Origin of the sequence: Undibacterium sp. SXout20W (genome assembly GCF_049340285.1) — a bacterium.
GTDB lineage: Bacteria > Pseudomonadota > Gammaproteobacteria > Burkholderiales > Burkholderiaceae_D > Undibacterium.
The window spans coordinates 1-20,831 of record NZ_JBMPPH010000056.1 but is presented as its reverse complement, the minus strand read 5'-3'; the positions used below and the strand labels follow the sequence as shown (position 1 = coordinate 20,831).

Genomic DNA, 20,831 nt, shown 5'->3' with positions numbered 1-20,831 from the left:
GGGCGATGAACAGCTTAAATCATCGTCCCAGAAAATGTCTCGGCTTCAAAACGCCGCACCAAGTATTTATGAAGCAGTTACAATCGCATCAACATGTGGTTGCACTTCGAAATTGAATCCGCCTAAGTTTAATTACGTGCTTTTAACTTAAAACGACGTACGACCAGTGACAAGCCTTCTGCTTCTTCTAATAAAGATTCTGCAGCTGTCGCAGCATCCTTCACAAGCGAGGTATTTTCTTGGGTTGCTTTGTCCATGTTTGTGATGGATAGATTGACGTCTTCAATGCCGGTTTTTTGCGTCTTACTCGCTGCCGTAATTTGCGCCATGATTTCTGTCACATGCCTGATATTAGAAACAATGTCTTCGATGGTTGCACCAGCTTCATCGACTAATTTTGTGCCGATATCGACATCATTGACCGACGCCGTGATCAAAGTCTTGATCTCTTTGGCTGCGCTGGCAGAGCGCTGCGCCAGATTTCGTACTTCCGATGCCACGACAGCAAAGCCGCGTCCTTGCTCGCCCGCCCGCGCCGCTTCTACCGCCGCATTCAGGGCTAAGATATTTGTTTGAAAAGCGATCTCATCGATCACACCGATAATGTCCGCAATTTTTTTGGAAGACGCGTGAATTGTGTTCATAGTGCTCACTACCTGAGTGAACACTTGACCACCTTTGATAGCGACATTGGCGGCATTCGTGGCGACCGTACTTGCGGTGATCGCATTCTCGGTATTGTCTTTGACGGCCTTGGTCAGTGCTTCCATTGAGCGAGTTGTTTGTTCCAGTGTTTGCGCTTGGTGTTCAGTGCGCGTAGATAAGTCAGCGTTTCCATGCGCAATCTCTCTCGAGGCTGCCGCAATCGTATCGGTGCCGTGACGAACCTCTTGTACTATGTCTGCAATACTGTCGCGCATCGCACCGATAGCGTGCAACATACTACTGTCGTCATTGGCTTTGACATCGATCTCTGTTAATAAATTTCCCGCTGCGATCTGATCTGCAATCGCTATCGTGTAATGGGGTTCACCACCAAGTTGGCTTTTAATACTGTAGGTGATCAGTGCACTGATGGCCAGTCCCAAAATAATAGCTAGCCCTCCCAATCCGGCCAGCAGCACCTGCGACATTGAGGAGTCGGCGCTGGTTTGAGTTGATAGCTGAGTAATCGTCGTATTTTGATAGACAGACAGTTTTTTGATGCTCTCTACGTAGGTCTTGAGGGCGGGTTCGAGTTTAGTCTGTACTACCTGTAAAATGTTTTCTGGATGCGATTTTTTTTCAGCAAAGGTCTCACTGCGTGCGCTCAGATATAATTTCCTTTGTTCGCCAATTGCAGCAATCAGTTTTTTCTCTTCGTCGGACTGCTGGAAGCTCTCTAATAATTTCTGAATGTCGCTGATGCGATTGCTGGTCTCTTTGATTAAGGTTTCGACATGCTTTTGACGTTCCGGATCATTCGTTTCGGCGACGACCATGACCCTGGCGCCATTCAAATTCGTACACGCAGACCACTCTGAAAACAAGCGTTCCTTTTGCACGATTTCATTGACGATTAAGGCCATGTCCTTATCCACTTTGTGTAGCCGCCAGATGGCGAGCAAAGTGATCATCAGCAACAACAATAGAACAATTGAGAAACCAGCTATCAAGCGCGTATTGACTTTCAGCTTTGAAATTTTCATGGTAATACCCGTTCATCGTCGAGGTTGAGCCTGTTATGAAGCATTCGATAGGCAGGCCTTCATTGCATAATGAAGCACCTCCATCAGGGTTTGCCGCTATAATTTTCTACTTATTTGTAAGCTTAAATCTGCATTGTCAAATATATACGCATGAGGGCGCTAGAGCAATTAAATATGTCGAAAAATAGAGAATTCGACCAAATTTGATTTTATGCGTGCCTTACCTGAGATTTAGCGGGCTTTGGACAGCCAGTTTGTTGACTGAATTGCGTCTGGTGCGATCACCGATACTTGACGTCTCAGCAACCGATGAAATGAAAGAATTAAATCGGGTCATTCATTGAATGTCCCTGAATAGGCAACTTCATGAAAACATTATCGATCATTGGCGCAGGTAAAGTTGGAAAAGTATTTGGTCGCTGTTTTCACCAACGCAGTGTGTTTGATATCACCCAAGTACTGAATCGTCACATGACCAGCTCTCTCGCCGCTTGTCAATTTATTGATGTCCCTGCCCACGTTGCCGTGACCGGCTTCACTCACTTAACGCCGTCAGATATATGGATGTTAGCTGTGGGTGACGATCAGATCGCGGCTGTTTGCGATTCCCTTCATCAACAAAATTTACTCCATGCAGAGAGTATTATTTTTCATTGCAGCGGTTCCAAACCTTCGACAGTTTTGTCGACGGCAATGCTCAGAGGCGCCGCCGTCGCCAGCATTCATCCGGTAGCAAGTTTTGCAGACCCGAAGCATGTGGCAGAAAATTTTGAGGGGACGATTTGTAGTATTGAGGGTGACCCGCGAGCGCTCGCAGCGTTAGTCCCTGCTTTATCGACCATCGGCGCAAGAGTGGCGCAAATAAGCGCCGAATCAAAATTGTTGTACCACGCGGGTTCCGTATTTGCCAGTAACTATTTAGTTACGTTACTTGATACAGCATTACGCAGTTATCAAGCAGCGGGCATCCCTGACGAGCTTGCATTAGCAATGGCAGCGCCTCTCGCACGGCAGTCTATGGAAAATGTATTTGCAATGGGGGCGAGCAGTGCATTGACAGGACCCATCGCGCGCGGTGATATGAAAACGGTCATTCAGCAACAAACCGTTGTTGCTCAATGGGACACCAATGCTGGTGCCCTATATCAAGCGTTTGTACCACCAACGCAAGTTTTGGCGGCTATCAAGCATCATTCAGAAAAATAAACGCTGTTGCGCCCATTCTTTTTCGCTTGAGCCAGTGCTTGTTCGGCTCGCTCGAAGACACTGTCTTCTGTTTCGCTATCGCGACATTCAGCCACACCCATACTGACGGTGATACTCAGTCGCGTTCGTGTCAGATCCGTGGTGCGAGAAAAGTCGTTGGCGGCGATGGTGGTGCGTAAATTTTCAGCAATTGAGGTCGCTTTTTCCAGCGTACAATTTTTAAGCAGAATCAAAAACTCCTCACCGCCCCAGCGACAAATCACATCACTTTCCCGCAGGGAGCGTTTTGAGATGGCGGCGATTTCGCGCAAGACATGGTTACCGACAAGGTGGCCTTGTTTATCGTTAATTTTTTTAAATAAATCGATATCGAGCAACACGGTACACATAGGTTGGCGAGAACGCTCTGCATCTAATAATGCTTGCTCAAAGACAAAATCAAATGCATGGCGATTTAATAGTTTCGTGAGCGTATCGGTGGTAGCAGATTTTTCTAACTTTGCTTCGTATCTTCGGATGGTGAAAAAACCGACAATCGTCAATAAGAGTGTCAACACCAGACCAATCGAGACGTTGATTAGCAGCACATTCAATTGTGGCTTAAGTTCTTCATCTAGATTTTTATCGATGATCAGGTGCCAACCAAATTCAGGTAAATATCTGACGCTGACCAAATTGGTGTTGCCGTTACTGCCGTATTCCAATGTCGTGGCAGTGTTTTTTTGGTTTGCCAAAATTTGCTTTGCAATACTTTTAATGCCATCAACCATATTGAGGTTGTCGCGCCGGTCATTGCCTTGTGCGCTTGAAAAAACGATGTCACCTTGGTTATTAACGAAATAAATATTGCTATGAGAATGTTGTTGGTAACGATTAATCGCATTTTTCAGGTTATCGAGATTAAGATTAATGCCCCAAAGACCAACCAAGCCAATAAATTTCCCGCTCGTGTCGACTACTTTGGAGTTGATTGAAATCGTTATCAGATCATGATTCAGCGGATCGGAATTCAGATTCATTTCGTACGGTGATTTTAAACTTCTCAGTTGAAAGTACCAATTATCGATAGGTTCAGCGATATTCAAGGTTTTGGCGATGCCAGCACCGTTGTAGAGGTGCCGCGTATGATCAGAAATCAAAAAACTCGTCAGTGCGTTATTTTTATTTTTAATGTCTTTAAGGAATTGGCTGATTTGCTCAGGATCACCTTCACCATTGACGAGCCAGTCACGTGCAACGGTATCGTTTGCTAATTGTGTTGAGATAGCTTTGGGGCGCAAAGTCAGCTTTTGTGCCTCTGCGTAAATATTGTCGCTGATGGCTGGCAAGCTTTGTTCAGTGAGCGTATTGATGAGTGTATTTTTGGAAATTAAAAAACTGGCAACGATCGTGCCTGTAAATCCAACAATGAGAATCAGAAATAGCCATATCAGCCGACCATATTTTTTTAACATGTTTTTCATGAGCTGTAGACGGAATGTAAGCGTGAAGATTGCAACATGATCATACTATAAACCTGCAACTTTGCCGCTCAATATAGTGCTCGATTAAACTTGTTTTAAGGCAATTTTAATAAAAAAATGCCGCAAAAAGCGGCATTTTTCATTTCAGCAACATCATTGAGGTTGAAGCTTAGACCTTTAGACATCCCGGCAATCAAGGTTCATGATCAATCGGACGTCTGGCTTCATGCTTAGGGTAGCGGTGTAATCGACACACGCAAACGCAAACGTGAACCTGGATCGTAAGGCATGATCGACGTATAAGTCCGGCCATTGTATTCATAAGTTACGGCGTATCCATTGGTACGGGTTTGCCAGTTATCAACATTACGGCATTGGCGTACCGGGCGTGTTGTGTAGTCAGGTTGCGGATTACTGTTATTGTCAACACGATCGCCGACGATCGCGCCGGTGATTGCACCTGCGGCAGCGGCGGCGATACGCCCATTCCCGTTGCCGACTTGGCTACCTAATAAGCCGCCAGCGATCCCACCGATGATGCCACCTGCATTACTGCGTTCTTGTGGCTGTTGAACGTTTTCATAAACGGTCTGACATTCCTGGCGCGGAATATTGATTTGTTCAACCTGAGGTGCAACATTGATGATTCGCGCATAATCTTCAAAATCAGCCGCGTGAACAGCAGATGCGCTCAATGTCATAGCAATGAGTGCCGTCGAAATAGAGAGTTTTTTTAAAGTGAGTGTCATTTTTTTACCTCGGTGCATTTACTGTCATTTAGGCAGTATTTAACGTATTAAGTTCCCAAAAAGCAGAAAGATACAAAAAAATGTTTCTAAGATTCATTTAGTCTGTCCCGCATCGCAACATTTTGAGGTTTATTCTATATCAGGATGAGTTTTAGCGTCGTATCACTGTTTTTTAGTTTTTTTTTAGTTTTTTTTCAGTGTGTTTCGACGTTTTTCTGTATTCCTTCGTGTTCTTACGTGTTCCTCGTAAGAAAAACGGCACAGTATATTATCAATATTCATTTTAAAAATCTTGCAATCAATGTAAGTGCCTATATAAAGTATTCAAAGCTATAAGTATTCAAAGCTATAAGTATCCAAAGTTATATATCGGCAATATCACCGTCACCTGCTAATCCTTATGTTAGGCTTGTTCGCGAAATAAACAGCGGTCATGGCGGAATCAACTTTTTCTTCTCTTCTTTTTGGAGCTATCGTGCATTTATTATGGACATCGTGGGTGAGTGTGGCTGTTTTGGCAATGTACTTCTGGACGATAGTGACCGTGGGTAAGGCGCGTGGTAAATATGGGGTTAAAGCACCCTCAATGGACGGCCCGGAAGAGTTTTTGCGCGCAATCAGAGTGCAGGCCAATACGGTCGAGCAACTCGTGTTTTTCTTTCCCGCGCTGTGGATGTGTGCTGCATGGTTCAATGATCATGCAGCCGCCATCGCTGGCGCTGTCTGGATTATTGGCAGGATGTTGTACGCCTTCGCTTATTTCAAAGAGCCATCAAAGAGAATCACAGGATTTGCCCTATCAACGCTGGCGGCGGTTTCTTTATGGTTGGGTGCGCTGATCGGGCTGACGGGCTTGATAAATTAAAAGTATTTGAAGTATTTGAAGTGTTTGAAAAGGCAAGGACCTAGATATGATCCCAAGTAGCAAACTCAGTGCCCCAATAATTGCCTCGTATTTGTTGGAAATCATCAGCCTGTATATCGTTCTGAAGGCCGGATTATTGGTCGCATTATTTTCTGGTCTACTTTTGTATTCCTTAATACATTTGATGGCACCGGCAATTGCCCGAACCTTTAATCAACGCCGTCCAAGAACCGTCGCGGTTGTGGTGTTAGCGACGGTGTTGACTAGCACCCTCTTATTGGCGGTATGGACACTGCATGTTTTTCTACGGAGTGACGGTGGAAATTTTCACCTTTTATTGCAAAAATTAGCCGACATTATCGAAGCGTCACGCAGTCAGGTACCTGATTGGGTGAGTACTAACTTTCCTGAAGATGTCGGCGCGTTACAGGAAATGATCACCGCATGGTTACGAGAGCATGCAGGCGAAGCGAAATTGTTGGTGCCAGAAGCAGGTCATTTGGTCGTCCATTTATTACTAGGTATGATTATTGGTTGTATGGTGGCTTTGCGTGAAACCATCGACAGCACAGATATCAAACCTCTCGCTGCGGCGATGCATCAAAGACTCGTTAATCTGGCAAATATTTTTGAAAAAATCGTTTTTGCGCAATTTAAGATTTCGTTAATCAATACCGTGCTGGCCGCGCTTTATTTACTGGTCATTTTGCCTATCGCCGGCATACATTTGCCACTGACAAAGACCATGATCGCTGTCACTTTTGTTGCTGGGTTGATACCGGTTGCAGGTAACATCGTCTCCAATACCATTTTAGTAATTGTTGCATTGTCACACTCCTTGAATACGGCGATCGCTTCGCTCGTGTTTATGATGCTGATCCATAAAGCGGAATATTTTTTAAACGCCAGAATTATTGGCGTAGAAGTCAATGCCAAGGCCTGGGAACTTTTGACCGCGATTCTGGTGATGGAGACCCTGTTTGGCGTGCCAGGCGTTGTTGCGGCTCCAGTGTTTTATGCGCTGTTGAAAAAGGAGTTGAGCGACAGAGATTTAGTCTGATTAATGCCATAATGATGAACTGCAAGGTTTCTCATTGCTTTGCGACTAAAAATCACGTTTTACCTTTACGACTAACCAAGAGCTAAAAATGATTCTCGAAATTGCTGATATCCGTATTCATCCGGGCCAACAAGCCGAATTTGAAGCGGCAATACAACGTGGCGCCGAAGAAGTAATTCGTCATGCGAAGGGCTTTAGTGGCTTTAAAATCAACCATGGCATCGAATCCCCTGAGCGTTACGTGCTCATGATTTATTGGGAAACCTTAGAAAACCACACTGTTGATTTCCGCGAATCACCTGCATTCTTGCAGTGGCGTGCGATCGTGGGGCCATTTTTTGCACAAGCTCCCGTGGTAGAACATTTCAATTTATTGGCAAAATCAGCCTGATACGTGGTGGGATATAGGCAGGAAGGGCTTGATTCCTGTTGTTTCATCCCAAGTTACGTAAGTCATCAAGACATCGGTAGTCTGGTCAGTGTATTTTGATTACAGCTGCCAATGTCTCAGGCAGCTCATCAAAAAGGTCAATATGGTTCCGCATCTCGTCACGGCTCAGAATGGGCCACTGCTCGATTTAGAAAAAAAAATTCTTGAAGCAACGCCCGCGATAGAGCGCTGGTTCCGTATGGAGTGGCAAGAACATACGCCGCCTTTTTATTGCTCCGTTGACTTGCGAAATGCTGGCTTTAAGCTGGCGCCCGTCGACACGAATTTGTTTCCTGGCGGCTTTAACAATCTGGCGACTGAAATGTTGCCTTTGGCTGTACAAGCAGCCATGGCAGCGATTGAAAAGTATTGTCCAGATGCAAAAAATCTACTGCTGATTCCTGAAAGCCACACCCGGAATACGTTTTATTTGCAAAACATCGCCCGAATGATGCAAATTTTCCGTCAGACTGGTCTGAACGTGCGCTTGGGTTCTTTATCTGCTGACATCACAGAACCCACACCGATTGATTTGCCCGATGGTACGCAATTGATTTTAGAACCTTTAGAGCGCTCTGCAAATGGCCGGCGTCTGGGTTTGAAAAATTTCGATCCTTGTACGATTTTGCTTAACAACGATCTGTCGGCAGGCATTCCCGCAATTTTAGAAGAACTCAACGAACAAACCTTGTTGCCGCCGTTACACGCCGGTTGGGCACTTCGTCGTAAGAGTAACCATTTCGCAGCCTATGATGAAGTGGTGAAAAAATTTGCCAAAATGGTCGATATTGATCCATGGATGTTGAATCCGTTTTTCATCAAGGTAAAAGACATCGACTTCAATGAGCGCGCGGGTGAAGATGTTCTTGCTGCGGCCGTTGATACGATTTTGGCAAAAATTCGTAAGAAATACAAAGAATACGGTATCAAAGAAAAACCATTCGTGATCGTCAAGGCCGATGCTGGCACTTATGGCATGGGCATTATGACTGTGCATAGTTCGGATGAAGTACGTGATCTGAACCGCAAACAGCGCAATAAAATGTCGGTCGTCAAGGATGGTATGGAAGTCCGCGATGTGATTGTACAAGAGGGCGTTTATACCTTCGAACAAATCCAGGAATCAGTCGCTGAACCAGTGGTATACATGATCGATCGCTATGTGGTGGGGGGATTTTACCGTTTTCATGAAGAGCGTGGCGTCGATGAAAATCTCAATGCGCCTGGCATGCATTTTGTGCCATTAGCGTTTGCTCAGCAACATGCTGTGCCAGATATGCGTGCCAAACCGGGCACTGCTGCCCCGAATCGTTTTTATATGTACGGTGTGGTTGCGCGCTTAGCGTTGCTGGCTGCGTCTTTAGAGATGGAAAAAACGGATCCAAACCCTGAAATTTATTAATTTGCCGGCACTCCCGGCTTATGGAAACTTGATATGAAAATAGCTTTCCTGACTGACCCTTTATCACAGTTCAAAACGTATAAAGACTCGACGTTCGCGATGATGCGCGAAGCCCATCGTCGTGGCTACGAGATTTATGCATTCGGTCCAGAAGATATGGCGCTGGAAGGTGGTCAGGTTATTGCGAATATCAGCAAAATCAGTCTGACTGGCGATAATGATGACTGGTATCGTGCCCAAGCCCCGGTCGCTACGCCGCTCAGCAATTTTGATGCTGTTTTGCAGCGCAAAGACCCGCCATTCGACATGGAATATATCTATGCGACATATTTACTCGAAATGGCCGAGCAGCAGGGTGCACGCGTGTTCAATAAACCGGCGGCCATCCGTAATCACAACGAAAAACTGAGCATTGCCCAGTTTAGTCAATTTACCACGCCGACGTTGGTCACGCGCGATGAACAACGGATCCGTGCATTTCATCGTACACACCAGGACATTATTCTCAAGCCTTTGGATGGCATGGGTGGTGCCGGTATTTTCAGAATTCGTGAAGACGGTATGAACCTGGGTTCAGTGATAGAGACACTGACACTCAATGGTGCCCGTACCATCATGGTCCAACGTTATATTCCTGAGATCGTGCACGGCGATAAGCGGATTTTGTTGATCGGCGGCAAAGTTGTACCTTTTGCATTGGCGCGCATTCCACAAAATGGTGAGGTTCGCGGTAACCTGGCAGCCGGTGGTGTTGGCGTAGCGCAAGATTTGTCCGAACGTGATCTTGAGATTGCACAGACTTTGGCGCCGACGCTTTATCAAAGAGGGTTATTACTGGTAGGATTGGACGTGATTGGTAGTTGCCTGACCGAAGTTAATGTCACCAGCCCGACCTGTTTTCAGGAAATCACGCAACAAAAAGGGTTTGATGTAGCGGCCATGTTTATCGATGCATTAGAATGTGCCGTCACAAGTACTTATAAAAAAACAAGTGTCTGAAATGCACTATATATCTGCATTTAAACTACTCGTTCCGGGTATTTTAAGTGCCTTAATGAAATAACTGAGAATGCGGAATTTTTTGCGCATACTCCCAGGGTTAAGAAATTATGGTCGGAATACTTTTGATGACGCATGCACCATTGGGTTCTGCTTTCATACAAGCTGCTTCCCATGTTTTTCGCGGCATGCCTGAACGGCTCGAAGCGATTGACGTCATCGCAGATCAGAATACCGAAGAAGTTAATCAACTGGCACGAGCCGCGGTGGAACGGCTTAACGATGGTTCCGGTGTACTGGTGATGACTGATATTATGGGTGGCACGCCATCTAATTGTTGTCGTCATCTTGGTGAACCTGATCAGGTTGCCATCATTGCCGGTATTAGTTTGCCAATGCTATTGCGTGCCATCACTTATCGCAGTGATGTGCTCGATGTTGTCGTCGAAATGGCGCTGGCCGGTGGGCAAAATGGGGCTCTGCGGATTGATAACAGAGTCCGGCTTTCTCCCAATTAATTTGAAAGTAAAACATGATTCAACAAGAAATCGAAATCGTTAACAAATTGGGATTGCATGCCAGGGCATCGGCTAAATTTACCCAATTAGCCAGCAAATTCAAAAGTGAAGTGTGGGTTAGTCGCAACAACCGACGCGTCAACGGGAAATCCATCATGGGCGTGATGATGTTGGCAGCGGGTAAAGGTAGCAAAATTTTGTTAGAGACAAATGGTGTCGACGAGCAAGAATGTTTTACAGCAATGCTGGCGCTGATCAATGACAAGTTTGGCGAGGGCGAGTAATCCCCAACGTCATCATTCATTGAACATATCAATGCATTGCAATGGGGCACTATTAAATGAAATTGAGGCGTTATAGCAGGTCAGCATAAGATTCATCAGTCATCGATGGATCAAACAGATTGAAGATTGGGGACAAAGCATGGCGTCATTTACATTGCAGGGCATCCCAGTTTCTCGCGGTATTGCGATTGGCAGAGCGCATCTTTTGCGTCCTGCCGCGTTGGATGTTGAACATTATCTCGTCGCACAAGAACAAGTTGAAGCTGAGGTGTTGCGCTTGCAGGCAGCGATTGCCCAAGTGCATAAAGAATTGGAATCAATTTGGGCTGATTTGCCGCAAGACGCACCGACAGAATTGGGGGCGTTTATTGATGTTCACGTGCTGATTTTGTCTGATCCTATGGTGTCAGAAGCGCCGCTCGATATCATACGTTCCCGCCATTACAACGCAGAGTGGGCGTTGGTGACCCAAGTTGATGAGCTATCAGCACAATTTGATGAAATTGAAGACGAGTATCTTCGTGAACGTAAAGCCGATATTCAACAAGTCGCCGAACGAATTTTAAAAGTCCTGACAGGTACTGCCAATGCGGTTCCCCGTTCTGACGGCATTGATGAGCGCAGCGCTAATATGATTGTCGTCGCGCGAGATATTTCCCCCGCGGACATGATGCAATTTCGAGATGTGGCATTTGCTGGTTTTGTCACCGATGAAGGCGGTCAAAATTCACATACAGCAATTGTCTCACGTAGCTTGGGAATCCCTGCCGTAGTTGGGATGGGCAATGCGTCGCGCTTGATAGAGCAAGATGATTGGCTGATTATTGATAGTGACGCTGGTGTGGTTATTGTTGCTCCGACCTCATTGGTATTAGAGCAATATCGTGAGCGTCAGGTTTTGTTGCAAAAGCAGCGCAAAAAATTAGGGAAATTGAAAAAGACCCCCGCCATCACCCAAGATGGCGTCGAAGTAACCTTGTTAGCTAACATCGAATTACCCGAAGATGCTGCCCATGCGCTAGATGCTGGCGCGAGCGGTGTCGGTTTATTTCGCTCTGAATTTTTGTTCATGGAGCGAAGCGGGCACGAACATAAACTGCCAACAGAGGATGAGCAATTCGACGCTTATCGCACTGCCGTGCAAGGTATGAAAGGTCGGCCGGTGACGATCCGCACCTTGGACGTTGGCGCTGACAAACCATTGGATGCCACCGAACATAATATTCTTAATCCAGCTTTGGGATTGCGGGCGATCCGTTATTGCTTAACTGAGCCTCAACTATTTTTGACGCAACTGCGCGCTATTTTGCGTGCTTCTGCATTCGGACCGGTAAAAATTCTGATTCCGATGATGGCCCACAGTTTTGAGATTGATCAAACCTTAGCGATGATTGAGCAAGCAAAGAAGGAATTACGCGCTGAGGGCAAAGAATTTGACGTCGAGGTGCCCGTTGGAGCGATGATAGAAATTCCAGCTGCAGCATTGGCTTTGCCAATGTTTGTTAAAAAGCTCGATTTTTTATCGATAGGTACCAACGATTTAATTCAATATACCTTGGCGATCGATCGTGCTGATCATGAAGTGGCGCATCTCTACGACGATTTACATCCCGCGATCTTGCAATTGTTGCACACGATTGTGACTGCCGCAGAAAAAGCAGACATTCCTGTGTCAATCTGCGGCGGGATGGCCGGTGATTTGCGTTTGACCCGTTTGTTGACAGGCATGGGATTTCGCGAACTTTCTATGCCAGCGGCCTTATTGCCTGAAATTAAGCAGGCAATTTTGAATACACATCTGGAAACGGTGCAGCCGTTTGTCAAAAAGATATTGCGGAGTTATGAACCAGTGGTCATCCGGGAAACGTTGGCAGCCATGGAGTTAATTGGTCAGCCCGAGCAAGCATGAAACACCCTGTAAGTCGTTTTGTCGTCTAATCGTAGGGCTTCGTTTGACGTACTGCTCAGACTTGGTTATCCTTCTAAGCTTGGATAGATACATGATTGTCGTTCATTTGATTGTGATAAATGGATTGAAAAATGGATTGATAAATGGCTTGATAATGCGGGTCTGGTAGTGAATATTTTGTAGCTAAGAATTTGACGAAATAATGCGCCGATTTGAAAATCAGCTTGCGGGCGCAGTTTGGATTATCCAGACAATAAATACGGCTAAAGCGAGCTTGAATGCTGCTTTTCTCCTCACCACATTCAGCCCACCTTTTAGCCTTCCTTGATTTTTTTGAACGAGAAATTTCTCGATGGAAGTGTGTATGTCAGCCTCACCCCAATCTGTTGGTGCCGTTACACCACAAGCGTTTTTTTTCGAACAACCTTTGCCATTACAAAGTGGCGCCAGCATCGCAGAATATACCTTGATGGTAGAGACATACGGTAGCCTCAATGCGAGTAAATCTAACGCCGTTTTAATATGTCACGCCCTAAATGCTTCGCACCATGTGGCGGGTTTTTATGCCGATGATCCCAAAAATGTTGGGTGGTGGGACAATATGGTCGGACCAGGTAAGGCCGTCGATACCAATCGATTTTTTGTCATTGGTATTAATAATCTCGGATCTTGTTTCGGCTCGACGGGACCGATGCATATCAATCCGACTACTGGCAAGCCCTATGGTGCCGACTTTCCGGTTGTAACGGTAGAAGATTGGGTGAATGCGCAAGCGCGTGTTGCCGATCAATTCGGGATCAAGCAATTTGCCGCTGTAATGGGTGGTTCGCTTGGTGGCATGCAGGCCTTGGCATGGAGCATTCTGTATCCTGAGCGTCTTAAACATTGTGTCGTTGTCGCTTCTACACCTAAATTGTCTGCACAGAATATCGCCTTTAATGACGTTGCACGTCAGGCGATATTAACGGATCCAGATTTTCATGGCGGTGATTTTTATGCACACAACGTGGTACCGCGCAATGGCTTGCGGGTCGCGCGCATGATTGGGCATATTACGTATTTGTCGGACGACGACATGGCCGAAAAATTTGGCCGTGATCTGAAGTCTGATGGCTATCAATTTGGTTACGGTGTTGACTTTGAAATTGAATCTTATCTGCGCTATCAGGGAGATAAATTTTCTGATTATTTTGATGCCAATACCTATTTACTGATCACGAAAGCACTGGATTATTTCGATCCGGCACGGCAGACCGGCGGCGACCTGAGTCAGGCACTGGCACAAACAAAAGCCCAATTTTTAGTGGCGTCATTTACGACAGACTGGCGTTTTTCACCGGAGCGTAGCCGTGAAATTGTTCGTGCTTTGATTACCAATAAACGTACGGTTAGTTATGCCGAAATCGATGCTCCACATGGACATGATGCATTCTTACTCGATGATCCGCGTTATTTGAATTTAATCGCTGCTTATTTCGATCGCATCGATACCGAACTACAAGGAGCAGCAGTATGAATTTCTCAGAATTAAATCGGCTACGCCCAGATCTGGCATTTATTGCTGACTGGATTAAAGCCGATACGCACGTGCTCGATGTTGGGTGCGGCGATGGTGTGATGCTGGATTATTTGCAGTCTGATAAGCAATGTCACGGTTATGGCATTGAGATTGCTGATGACAAAGTACTGGCTTGCGCCAAGCGACATGTGAATGTGATTCAGCAGGATATGGAGCAGGGTTTGAGCATGTTTGACGACAATGCATTTGATACCGTGTTGTGTCTCAATTCGTTACAAATGATGAAGCATGTAGAACCGCTGTTGCGCGATATCGCTCGTGTCGGACGCGACGCAATTGTCTCATTCCCGAATTTTGGTTATTGGCCACACCGCACGGCATTATTGATGGGAAAAATGCCGGTCTCTAAATCTTTACCGTATCAATGGTTTGACACGCCGAATGTCCGTTGTGCAACCATTTATGATTTTTCGGATCTGGCGAACGAAGTGGGTTTAGAAGTGTTGGAGTGCGTGGCATTGCATGACGGGAAACCTGTCCATGTTTTGCCAAATTGGCGCGGAAGTCTGGCGGTATTCCGCTTACGTAAACATAAGGTCTGATTTGGCTGTGCGATTTAATCCTCTTGTTCGCAGATTGCGTAGTTCTGCTACCATCGCAAGCTTGATTCGTTACGGTATGGTGTCATGAAATCGCTCTCTCCATTATTGCTGTGTTGGACTTTATTTTTCGCGCCGTTCTGTGTGGCGCAAGAGGCACAGCGTCAAGATGGCGTGAATGTCGGCAACATGTCTTTGGCTCGTAAATTTGCGCCTACAGGTGCGCTCGAACAACAGGCCGCGCTGCAATATGCACAAATTATTCAGCAAGCACAACAGGCGAATGCTTTAGGACCAGACAATTTTCCGCAGGTTGTTCGTTTGCGCTCCATTGCCAATAAACTGATTCCATTTACGCTAGGTTGGAATGCCCGTTCCAAAAACTGGAAATGGGAAATCAATCTGCTCGCTTCCAAACAAATCAATGCGTATTGTATGCCCGGAGGCAAGATAGCGTTTTATTCGGGGATTCTGGATACCCTGAAATTAACAGACGACGAAATCGCGATTGTTATGGGACATGAAATTGCACACGCATTACGTGAACACGGCGCGGCTCGCGCAGGTAAAGCAACAATCGCCAATATCTTCATCCAAGGCGTTGAAATTTTTGCTGGTCTCAAGGGCTACGATACGCGGATGGCAGGTGCCGCAGCAGGAGGCGTTGCAAAGGTAACAATGCTCGCTTTCTCGCGCCAAGATGAAACCGAAGCAGATATTGTTGGGCTCGATATCGCCTCAAGAGCTGGTTATGATCCGCGCGCGGGTATCGTGCTGTGGCAAAAAATGGGCATGATCAATAAATCGGCTCCCCCTCAATGGTTATCAACCCATCCTGCTGGAAATAACCGCATTGCAGAGATTCAAAAACACCTCCCGGAAGTCATGCCTTTGTATACCAAAGCACATGGCTTCAGCCTTAATAAGCTTGCACCTTATCAATCCAACGTAAAGGGCATTGCCCCTGTTCCTTATCCGTGAGCATTGAATATTGACTGTTGCGAATTTGCAGTCTCCGATTTTGCCATAATAAAAAACTACTTTTCAGAAAAGTGATAAATCATATTTCTGAATGTCTCAGGTGATAAGCAGTTGTTACTGAGATAAGGGACTTTTCGTGCAAAAAGTGATTAAAAGTTATTAAAAAGTTACTTTTGTGGTGCGTTTATGACACTTTTGAGGTGATTTCACGTGTCTGTCATCGTCCTTTCATAATTGGATGTAACACTCTGCTTGCTTAAGAAAACTTTTGTGATAGACTTTTTCTCGTAATAATATATTTATATAGCAAATCTATATAAGTACACGAAGTCCCTTAAGCAAGAATTTAGTCACGAATACCATATAAAAAATAGACGAGTTGATAACTTCGTCTGTTTTTTTTACTGAATAAGCAATCGATTGCGCGCAAGAAATACGGCATCTTACTATTTCTCGCGCAATCCTTTGCGCATCAGAAATCAGACTTTAAGACTGCGTGGCGTCATGATTAACGATGAGTATCAAAATAATAATTAAAACCAGAAAAATCTGGCAAGCATGTGTGGTGATGGAGATGTCCTCGGGCGAAATATTGTGCTTGAACCGCAGACAAAGTTTTGACACGAAATGAAGTTTTTATTTTTTACTTTTAATTTATCTGAAATCTGATCAGGGAGCAGTAAATGAAACAATCCACAAAATCGCCAGCCTCTCCAGCCTCGCCAGCATTTATGCCACGCATGTCGATCGTAGCCATTGCATGTCAATTGGTCTGTTTGAGTATGTCGTCTGCTTACGCAGCTGAAGCTACTCAAACCAACAACGATCCAGTTGATTCCAAACAAGTGACCATTACCGGTAAAAAAGTTGGTATGGGTTTGATGGTGCAAGAAAATGCACCAAAAGCACGTAGTACAATTACCGCAGAAGAGTTGGCAAAACAACGCCCAACTGGCAATGCGTATGAAGCATTGGAGTTGATGCCTGCCGTTAATAGCTACAACTACGACGCGACTGGTTTATTCGGTGGTGGTTTGACATTGCGCGGCTTTAACAGTGATCAGATCGGTGCAACAATTAACGGCGTACCTGTTAATGATTCAGGTAACTTCGCTGTATATCCTCAAGAATTCGTTGACCAAGAAAATACTTGCACACAGTTCGTGACGCAGGGTTCAACAGACGTTGACTCACCACAAATCGGTGCAACTGGTGGTAACTTCGGTATCACAACGTGTGACCCATCGAAAGAACGACGCTTCCGTGTCGCACAATCGATTGGTGAACTGAACATGTATAAAACCTACATCCGCTATGACACTGGCTTGTGGGGCGATGGCAAATCACGTTTCTTCATTTCCGCCTCTGAAGCACATGCAGACAAGTGGAAAGGTCTCGGCTCTGCGAACCGTGATCACGTAGATTTGGGCTATCGTAATGATATGGACCGTTTCAACTCCATCAGCGCTACCGTCCTGATGAACCGCGCTCAAAATAACAATATTTACAATCCGTCATTAGCGGAATTGAATAAATACGGTTACACCTACGATTACGCAACAACTTTCCCAGGCCATGCCGCACCTTCACCAGGCGTTGCTGGTAATGATGCCGCAACGCTTTCAGGCGCAGGCGGTTACTACCAATTGTCGCAAAATCCGTTCCAAAACGTGATCGCTTCGGCCACTGCGAAATTCCGCGTTGGTGAAGATACCGATATCAAGATCATTCCTTACTATTGGTATGGCTTTGGTAACGGTGGTACACAGCAAAAAACAAAAGCAGAAACTGGCACATTCCTGAACACGACCAATGGTAAATTGACTGGTGCCGTAGACTTGAACGGTGACGGCGATACTTTGGATAAAGTCATTGTTGCCAACGCGAGCGTGACTCGTACCAACCGTCCTGGTGTCACTGCGTCTGTTACGCATAATTTTGACAATCACCAAGTTCTCGCTGGTTTCTGGTTCGAACGTGCATCACACGAACAATTCGGTCCTATGAGCCTGGTCAGTGCAAATGGCACTGCTAATGATATTTGGTTAACCAATGGTCGTGTATTGCGCGCAGATGGCACGCCTTACCAATCACGTGACGTGAAAACGGTTAGTACTGCATACCAATTATTTGCACAAGATACAATCAGTTTGCTCAACGACAAATTGTCTGTAAATCTTGGTTTGCGTGCGCCGACAATGAAGCGTGATTTCAGTAACTACGCCAATGAAGCAGCCCCAATCAGCTATACATTGAGCCGTACTTACTCTGAAGTGTTGCCACAACTTGGTGCTAAGTATCAAATCGATAATGACAACCAAGTGTTTGCCAGCCTGGCAAAAAACATGAAAGCACCACCAAATTTTGTGTACCAAAACTTGCCAGTTGTGAACGGCAACCCGGTGTTAGCGAATGACGTAAAAACAGAAACTTCCTGGGATCTGGACGTTGGCTACCGTATGCAAAACGATAAATTGACAGCGCAATTGACCGCGTATCAAATCAATTTCCGTAATCGTCAGGCAACCGCTTTTGATCCAAACACACTGGTGAGCAGCTATACCAATATCGGCACGGTAAAAACGCATGGTTTTGAAGCTGAATTAGGTAATACACCAATCAATGGCTGGTCATTTTATGGTTCTTTGGGTTACGCTAAGAGCGAAATCCAGGACAATTTGATCGTTAGTGCTACGGCCACTTTGCCAACCGCTGGCAAAAACATGACCTTGGTTCCTGAGTGGAAAGCTGGTTTAAGTGTTCAGTATGAAACAGCTGCATGGTACACACGTGTTAAAGCGAAATATACAAGCAGCCAATGGGCAACCATGACGAATGATGAATTGGTACCTGCCTATACCGTATTTGGCTTAGATGCTGGTTATCAGTTCTCCAATTATGGTTGGATGAAAAAGCCAACTTTGCGTTTGAATGTGAGCAACCTGACGAACAAGCAATATCGTAATCCATCTAGCTTCAACGTCACCAATGCACAAGCTTATGGTACCGCTACTGCACAGACTGTGTATTACTATGTAGGTGCTCCACGCTTCACGTCAGTGACATTCTCTGTAGATTATTAATCTGAAGAAGCGACCCTTGCTGTGACATAGTTCAGCAAATAGTTTGACCAGAAAGGTCTGTAACATTGACATGTTGCAGACCTTTTTTAGTTTGGGATTTGCAATGCATTTATCTGATCACCTATAAACCAATATAACTATGAACGCATTTCAACGGATTTCTAGTTTAATGATCCTGGCAGGATTGTCAGCTTGTAGCACTAGCAATATTACGAATAGCGAAAGGTACGAAGACATCACGATCTTCAGTATCAACGACTTCCACGGCAATTTGCAGTCTGACCAGCCAGTGCCTTATTTCGCCGTCAAACCGGATCAGCAACATCCAGGGCAGGAAATTAAAGTTCCAGCAGGTGGTTATGCCTATTTGGCGAGCAAACTGAAGGAGCGAAGGGCGGCGGTTCACGCGAGTATTCTGGTTGGCGCAGGTGACTTGATGGGAGCCTCGCCGATGGGCTCCGCCTTGCTCAAAGATGAACCAGTGATTGAAGCCTTGAATGAAATTGGTCTCTCCGTGACTGCCGTAGGCAACCATGAATTTGATCGTGGAACCGAGGAATTAACACGCAAACTCGACGGTGCATGCCCCGTTGCGGGTTGTAGTTTTGCAGGTTTTCATGGTGCAAAATATGAATATCTCGGTGCCAACGTCCTACGATCAGAAAACAATATGCCGTGGTTAAAACCTTACGTGATTCGTCAGGTCGGCACTATGAAAATTGGCTTTATCGGTGCCGTGACTGCCGACGTGCCAAATCTGGTCGCCGGTGACGCCGTCAAACAATTACGTTTTGACGATGAAGCAACAGCAATTAATCGCTATGTGCCTGAACTTCAAAAGCAAGGAGTGAACGCGATCGTCGTGCTGATTCACGAGGGTGCCATGTATAAAGGCAACGACAATGATCCGACGTATCGATGCGAAGGTTTGCAGGGACCAATCATTGAGATTAGTAAAAAGCTCGATAAGGCGATCAGTCTGGTGGTATCAGGACATTCACACCAAGGCTATACCTGCAAAATTGATGGGCGCCTCGTCGTACAAGGGCGTAGCTATGGTGCATTTTTAACCGAGTCAACTTTAACGATCGACAAACAAACTCAGCAAGTGATTAAGGCAGTTGCGATGAATCATCTGATCGATCAACAGCAGATCGTCCCAGATGCCACCGCGCAAAAATTGGTCAAACAAGTTGCTGACCAAACGGCGGCAATGCGATTGCGACCGATCGTGCGATTGAACAAACCCTTACTGCGCGATAGCGATGATCAACATTTTGACAGCTCTTTTGGAAATGTGATCGCCGATGCACATTTGTATTTTGCAAATCAACATGGTCATGCCGATCTTGCCTTCATCAACGAAGGAAGTATCCGTAACGATCTACCTTCAGGACAACGTGCAGCACCGATGACGATTACTTTTGGTGATTTATATGCGACACAACCATTCGGCAACGAGCTTGTCAGTATGCAATTGAGCGGGGCGCAAATTAGTCAACTTTTGCAGCAACAATGGGCAGGTAAGACGGCGAATGACCCACGCAAATTGTTTGCTTCAGAAACATTGTCGTACACCTGGAAACCTGGAAACGGCTCTGAAATCGTCATCGACAATGTCAACATTAGTGGTCAGCCACTGAATTTAAATCAAGATTACACGGTGGTGGCCAACAATTTCCTTGCCGATGGTGGTGACAGCTTCAGCATTTTTAAACAAGGACGTGACGAGAAAATGGTAGGACGCGATCTAGACGCCTTAGAGGGATACTTGGTCAGTCATAGCGCAAGTATCAATGCTGGCGTCAATCTGAACCGTGTGCAACGACAAAAGTAAAAAAAAGGATGTCGACCATTGTCATCAATGAGGTGAAAAAGTCGGTAGATACTGTTATCTAAGGCTATTCTAAAGTCCTCCTTATTGTCTAATTTCTCGTGTAATTTTTTGTGTGGCGGATTCAATTTCGAAGTGCAACCACATGTTGATGCGATTGTAACTGCTTCATAAATACTTGGTGCGGCGTTTTGAAGCCGAGACATTTTCTGGGACGATGATTTAAGCTGTTCATCGCCCAT

The 20,831-nt window shown here is 45.5% G+C and carries 17 protein-coding genes and 2 pseudogenes; 15 read left to right on the top strand and 4 right to left on the bottom strand.

Annotation, left to right across the window (positions count from 1 at the left end; translation table 11 throughout):
• Positions 1–116 (top strand): annotated as a pseudogene (locus ACO0K1_RS18360) (IS30 family transposase); the annotation flags it as partial.
• A 12-nt stretch (positions 117–128) separates the two neighbouring features.
• Here ACO0K1_RS18360 and ACO0K1_RS18355 read toward each other — a convergent pair.
• Positions 129–1,688: a methyl-accepting chemotaxis protein gene (locus tag ACO0K1_RS18355; protein WP_423028367.1), complete on the bottom strand. Its 1,560-nt coding sequence runs from the start codon at positions 1,686–1,688 to the stop codon at positions 129–131.
• A gap of 366 nt (positions 1,689–2,054) precedes the next feature.
• Between ACO0K1_RS18355 and ACO0K1_RS18350 the strand changes: the two genes are divergently transcribed.
• A complete protein-coding gene (locus tag ACO0K1_RS18350; protein ID WP_423028365.1) occupies positions 2,055–2,894 on the top strand; it encodes a Rossmann-like and DUF2520 domain-containing protein in 840 nt (279 codons plus the stop codon).
• Here the strand turns inward: ACO0K1_RS18350 and ACO0K1_RS18345 are convergent.
• Entirely contained in the window at positions 2,879–4,348 is a 1,470-nt protein-coding gene (locus ACO0K1_RS18345) for a sensor domain-containing diguanylate cyclase (protein WP_423028362.1), read from the bottom strand. The genes ACO0K1_RS18350 and ACO0K1_RS18345 overlap by 16 nt on opposite strands.
• A 239-nt stretch (positions 4,349–4,587) precedes the next feature.
• Positions 4,588–5,106, bottom strand: coding sequence for a glycine zipper 2TM domain-containing protein (locus ACO0K1_RS18340; RefSeq protein ID WP_423028360.1), 519 nt, complete (start codon positions 5,104–5,106; stop codon positions 4,588–4,590).
• A gap of 475 nt (positions 5,107–5,581) precedes the next feature.
• On the opposite strand from ACO0K1_RS18340, the gene ACO0K1_RS18335 reads away from it, so the two are divergent.
• The 13 genes from ACO0K1_RS18335 (at position 5,582) to ACO0K1_RS18275 (ending at position 20,592) form a co-directional block, all read left to right on the top strand.
• Positions 5,582–5,971: an MAPEG family protein gene (locus tag ACO0K1_RS18335; protein WP_423028358.1), complete on the top strand. Its 390-nt coding sequence runs from the start codon at positions 5,582–5,584 to the stop codon at positions 5,969–5,971.
• A gap of 46 nt (positions 5,972–6,017) precedes the next feature.
• Positions 6,018–7,031 (top strand): AI-2E family transporter, encoded by a 1,014-nt coding sequence (locus ACO0K1_RS18330; protein WP_423028356.1) that lies wholly within the window; start codon positions 6,018–6,020, stop codon positions 7,029–7,031.
• An 88-nt stretch (positions 7,032–7,119) separates the two neighbouring features.
• A complete protein-coding gene (locus ACO0K1_RS18325; RefSeq protein ID WP_423028354.1) occupies positions 7,120–7,422 on the top strand; it encodes an antibiotic biosynthesis monooxygenase family protein in 303 nt (100 codons plus the stop codon).
• 142 nt (positions 7,423–7,564) lie between these two features.
• On the top strand, positions 7,565–8,863 hold the full coding sequence (gene gshA / locus ACO0K1_RS18320) for a glutamate--cysteine ligase (RefSeq protein ID WP_423028352.1): 1,299 nt from the start codon (positions 7,565–7,567) through the stop codon (positions 8,861–8,863).
• 33 nt (positions 8,864–8,896) lie between these two features.
• A complete protein-coding gene (gene gshB / locus ACO0K1_RS18315) occupies positions 8,897–9,862 on the top strand; it encodes a glutathione synthase (RefSeq protein ID WP_423028350.1) in 966 nt (321 codons plus the stop codon).
• Positions 9,863–9,972: 110 nt separating this feature from the next.
• Complete coding sequence (locus ACO0K1_RS18310; protein ID WP_423028348.1) at positions 9,973–10,380, top strand: PTS sugar transporter subunit IIA; 408 nt, start codon at positions 9,973–9,975, stop codon at positions 10,378–10,380.
• A 14-nt stretch (positions 10,381–10,394) separates the two neighbouring features.
• A complete protein-coding gene (locus tag ACO0K1_RS18305; protein ID WP_423028346.1) occupies positions 10,395–10,664 on the top strand; it encodes an HPr family phosphocarrier protein in 270 nt (89 codons plus the stop codon).
• Positions 10,665–10,803: 139 nt separating this feature from the next.
• Positions 10,804–12,573 carry a phosphoenolpyruvate--protein phosphotransferase gene (gene ptsP, locus ACO0K1_RS18300; RefSeq protein WP_423028344.1) on the top strand — a complete coding sequence of 590 codons (1,770 nt, stop codon included), beginning with the start codon at positions 10,804–10,806 and terminating at the stop codon, positions 12,571–12,573.
• Between the two features lie 364 nt (positions 12,574–12,937).
• Complete coding sequence (metX, locus tag ACO0K1_RS18295; RefSeq protein ID WP_423028342.1) at positions 12,938–14,089, top strand: homoserine O-succinyltransferase MetX; 1,152 nt, start codon at positions 12,938–12,940, stop codon at positions 14,087–14,089.
• Positions 14,086–14,694 carry a methionine biosynthesis protein MetW gene (gene metW / locus ACO0K1_RS18290; protein ID WP_423028340.1) on the top strand — a complete coding sequence of 203 codons (609 nt, stop codon included), beginning with the start codon at positions 14,086–14,088 and terminating at the stop codon, positions 14,692–14,694. The genes metX and metW overlap by 4 nt, the downstream gene beginning before the upstream one ends.
• An 84-nt stretch (positions 14,695–14,778) precedes the next feature.
• On the top strand, positions 14,779–15,672 hold the full coding sequence (locus ACO0K1_RS18285; protein WP_423028338.1) for a M48 family metallopeptidase: 894 nt from the start codon (positions 14,779–14,781) through the stop codon (positions 15,670–15,672).
• A gap of 683 nt (positions 15,673–16,355) precedes the next feature.
• Complete coding sequence (locus ACO0K1_RS18280; protein WP_423028336.1) at positions 16,356–18,755, top strand: TonB-dependent receptor; 2,400 nt, start codon at positions 16,356–16,358, stop codon at positions 18,753–18,755.
• A 139-nt stretch (positions 18,756–18,894) separates the two neighbouring features.
• Entirely contained in the window at positions 18,895–20,592 is a 1,698-nt protein-coding gene (locus ACO0K1_RS18275; protein WP_423028334.1) for a bifunctional metallophosphatase/5'-nucleotidase, read from the top strand.
• A gap of 121 nt (positions 20,593–20,713) precedes the next feature.
• On the opposite strand, the pseudogene ACO0K1_RS18270 reads toward ACO0K1_RS18275, so the two are convergent.
• A pseudogene (locus tag ACO0K1_RS18270) lies at positions 20,714–20,831 on the bottom strand (IS30 family transposase); the annotation flags it as partial.

Excerpts from the sequence above, each read along its gene's own strand:
- gshA (WP_423028352.1), top strand. The coding sequence starts at position 7,565 with ATGGTTCCGCATCTCGTCACGGCTCAGAATGGGCCACTGCTCGATTTA.
- ACO0K1_RS18345 (WP_423028362.1), bottom strand. The coding sequence starts at position 4,348 with ATGTTAAAAAAATATGGTCGGCTGATATGGCTATTTCTGATTCTCATT.
- metX (WP_423028342.1), top strand. The coding sequence starts at position 12,938 with ATGTCAGCCTCACCCCAATCTGTTGGTGCCGTTACACCACAAGCGTTT.
- ACO0K1_RS18280 (WP_423028336.1), top strand. The coding sequence starts at position 16,356 with ATGAAACAATCCACAAAATCGCCAGCCTCTCCAGCCTCGCCAGCATTT.
- ACO0K1_RS18285 (WP_423028338.1), top strand. The coding sequence starts at position 14,779 with ATGAAATCGCTCTCTCCATTATTGCTGTGTTGGACTTTATTTTTCGCG.
- ACO0K1_RS18340 (WP_423028360.1), bottom strand. The coding sequence starts at position 5,106 with ATGACACTCACTTTAAAAAAACTCTCTATTTCGACGGCACTCATTGCT.
- ACO0K1_RS18275 (WP_423028334.1), top strand. The coding sequence starts at position 18,895 with ATGAACGCATTTCAACGGATTTCTAGTTTAATGATCCTGGCAGGATTG.
- ACO0K1_RS18305 (WP_423028346.1), top strand. The coding sequence starts at position 10,395 with ATGATTCAACAAGAAATCGAAATCGTTAACAAATTGGGATTGCATGCC.
- ACO0K1_RS18350 (WP_423028365.1), top strand. The coding sequence starts at position 2,055 with ATGAAAACATTATCGATCATTGGCGCAGGTAAAGTTGGAAAAGTATTT.
- ACO0K1_RS18325 (WP_423028354.1), top strand. The coding sequence starts at position 7,120 with ATGATTCTCGAAATTGCTGATATCCGTATTCATCCGGGCCAACAAGCC.
- ACO0K1_RS18355 (WP_423028367.1), bottom strand. The coding sequence starts at position 1,688 with ATGAAAATTTCAAAGCTGAAAGTCAATACGCGCTTGATAGCTGGTTTC.
- ACO0K1_RS18310 (WP_423028348.1), top strand. The coding sequence starts at position 9,973 with ATGGTCGGAATACTTTTGATGACGCATGCACCATTGGGTTCTGCTTTC.
- ACO0K1_RS18330 (WP_423028356.1), top strand. The coding sequence starts at position 6,018 with ATGATCCCAAGTAGCAAACTCAGTGCCCCAATAATTGCCTCGTATTTG.
- metW (WP_423028340.1), top strand. The coding sequence starts at position 14,086 with ATGAATTTCTCAGAATTAAATCGGCTACGCCCAGATCTGGCATTTATT.
- gshB (WP_423028350.1), top strand. The coding sequence starts at position 8,897 with ATGAAAATAGCTTTCCTGACTGACCCTTTATCACAGTTCAAAACGTAT.
- ptsP (WP_423028344.1), top strand. The coding sequence starts at position 10,804 with ATGGCGTCATTTACATTGCAGGGCATCCCAGTTTCTCGCGGTATTGCG.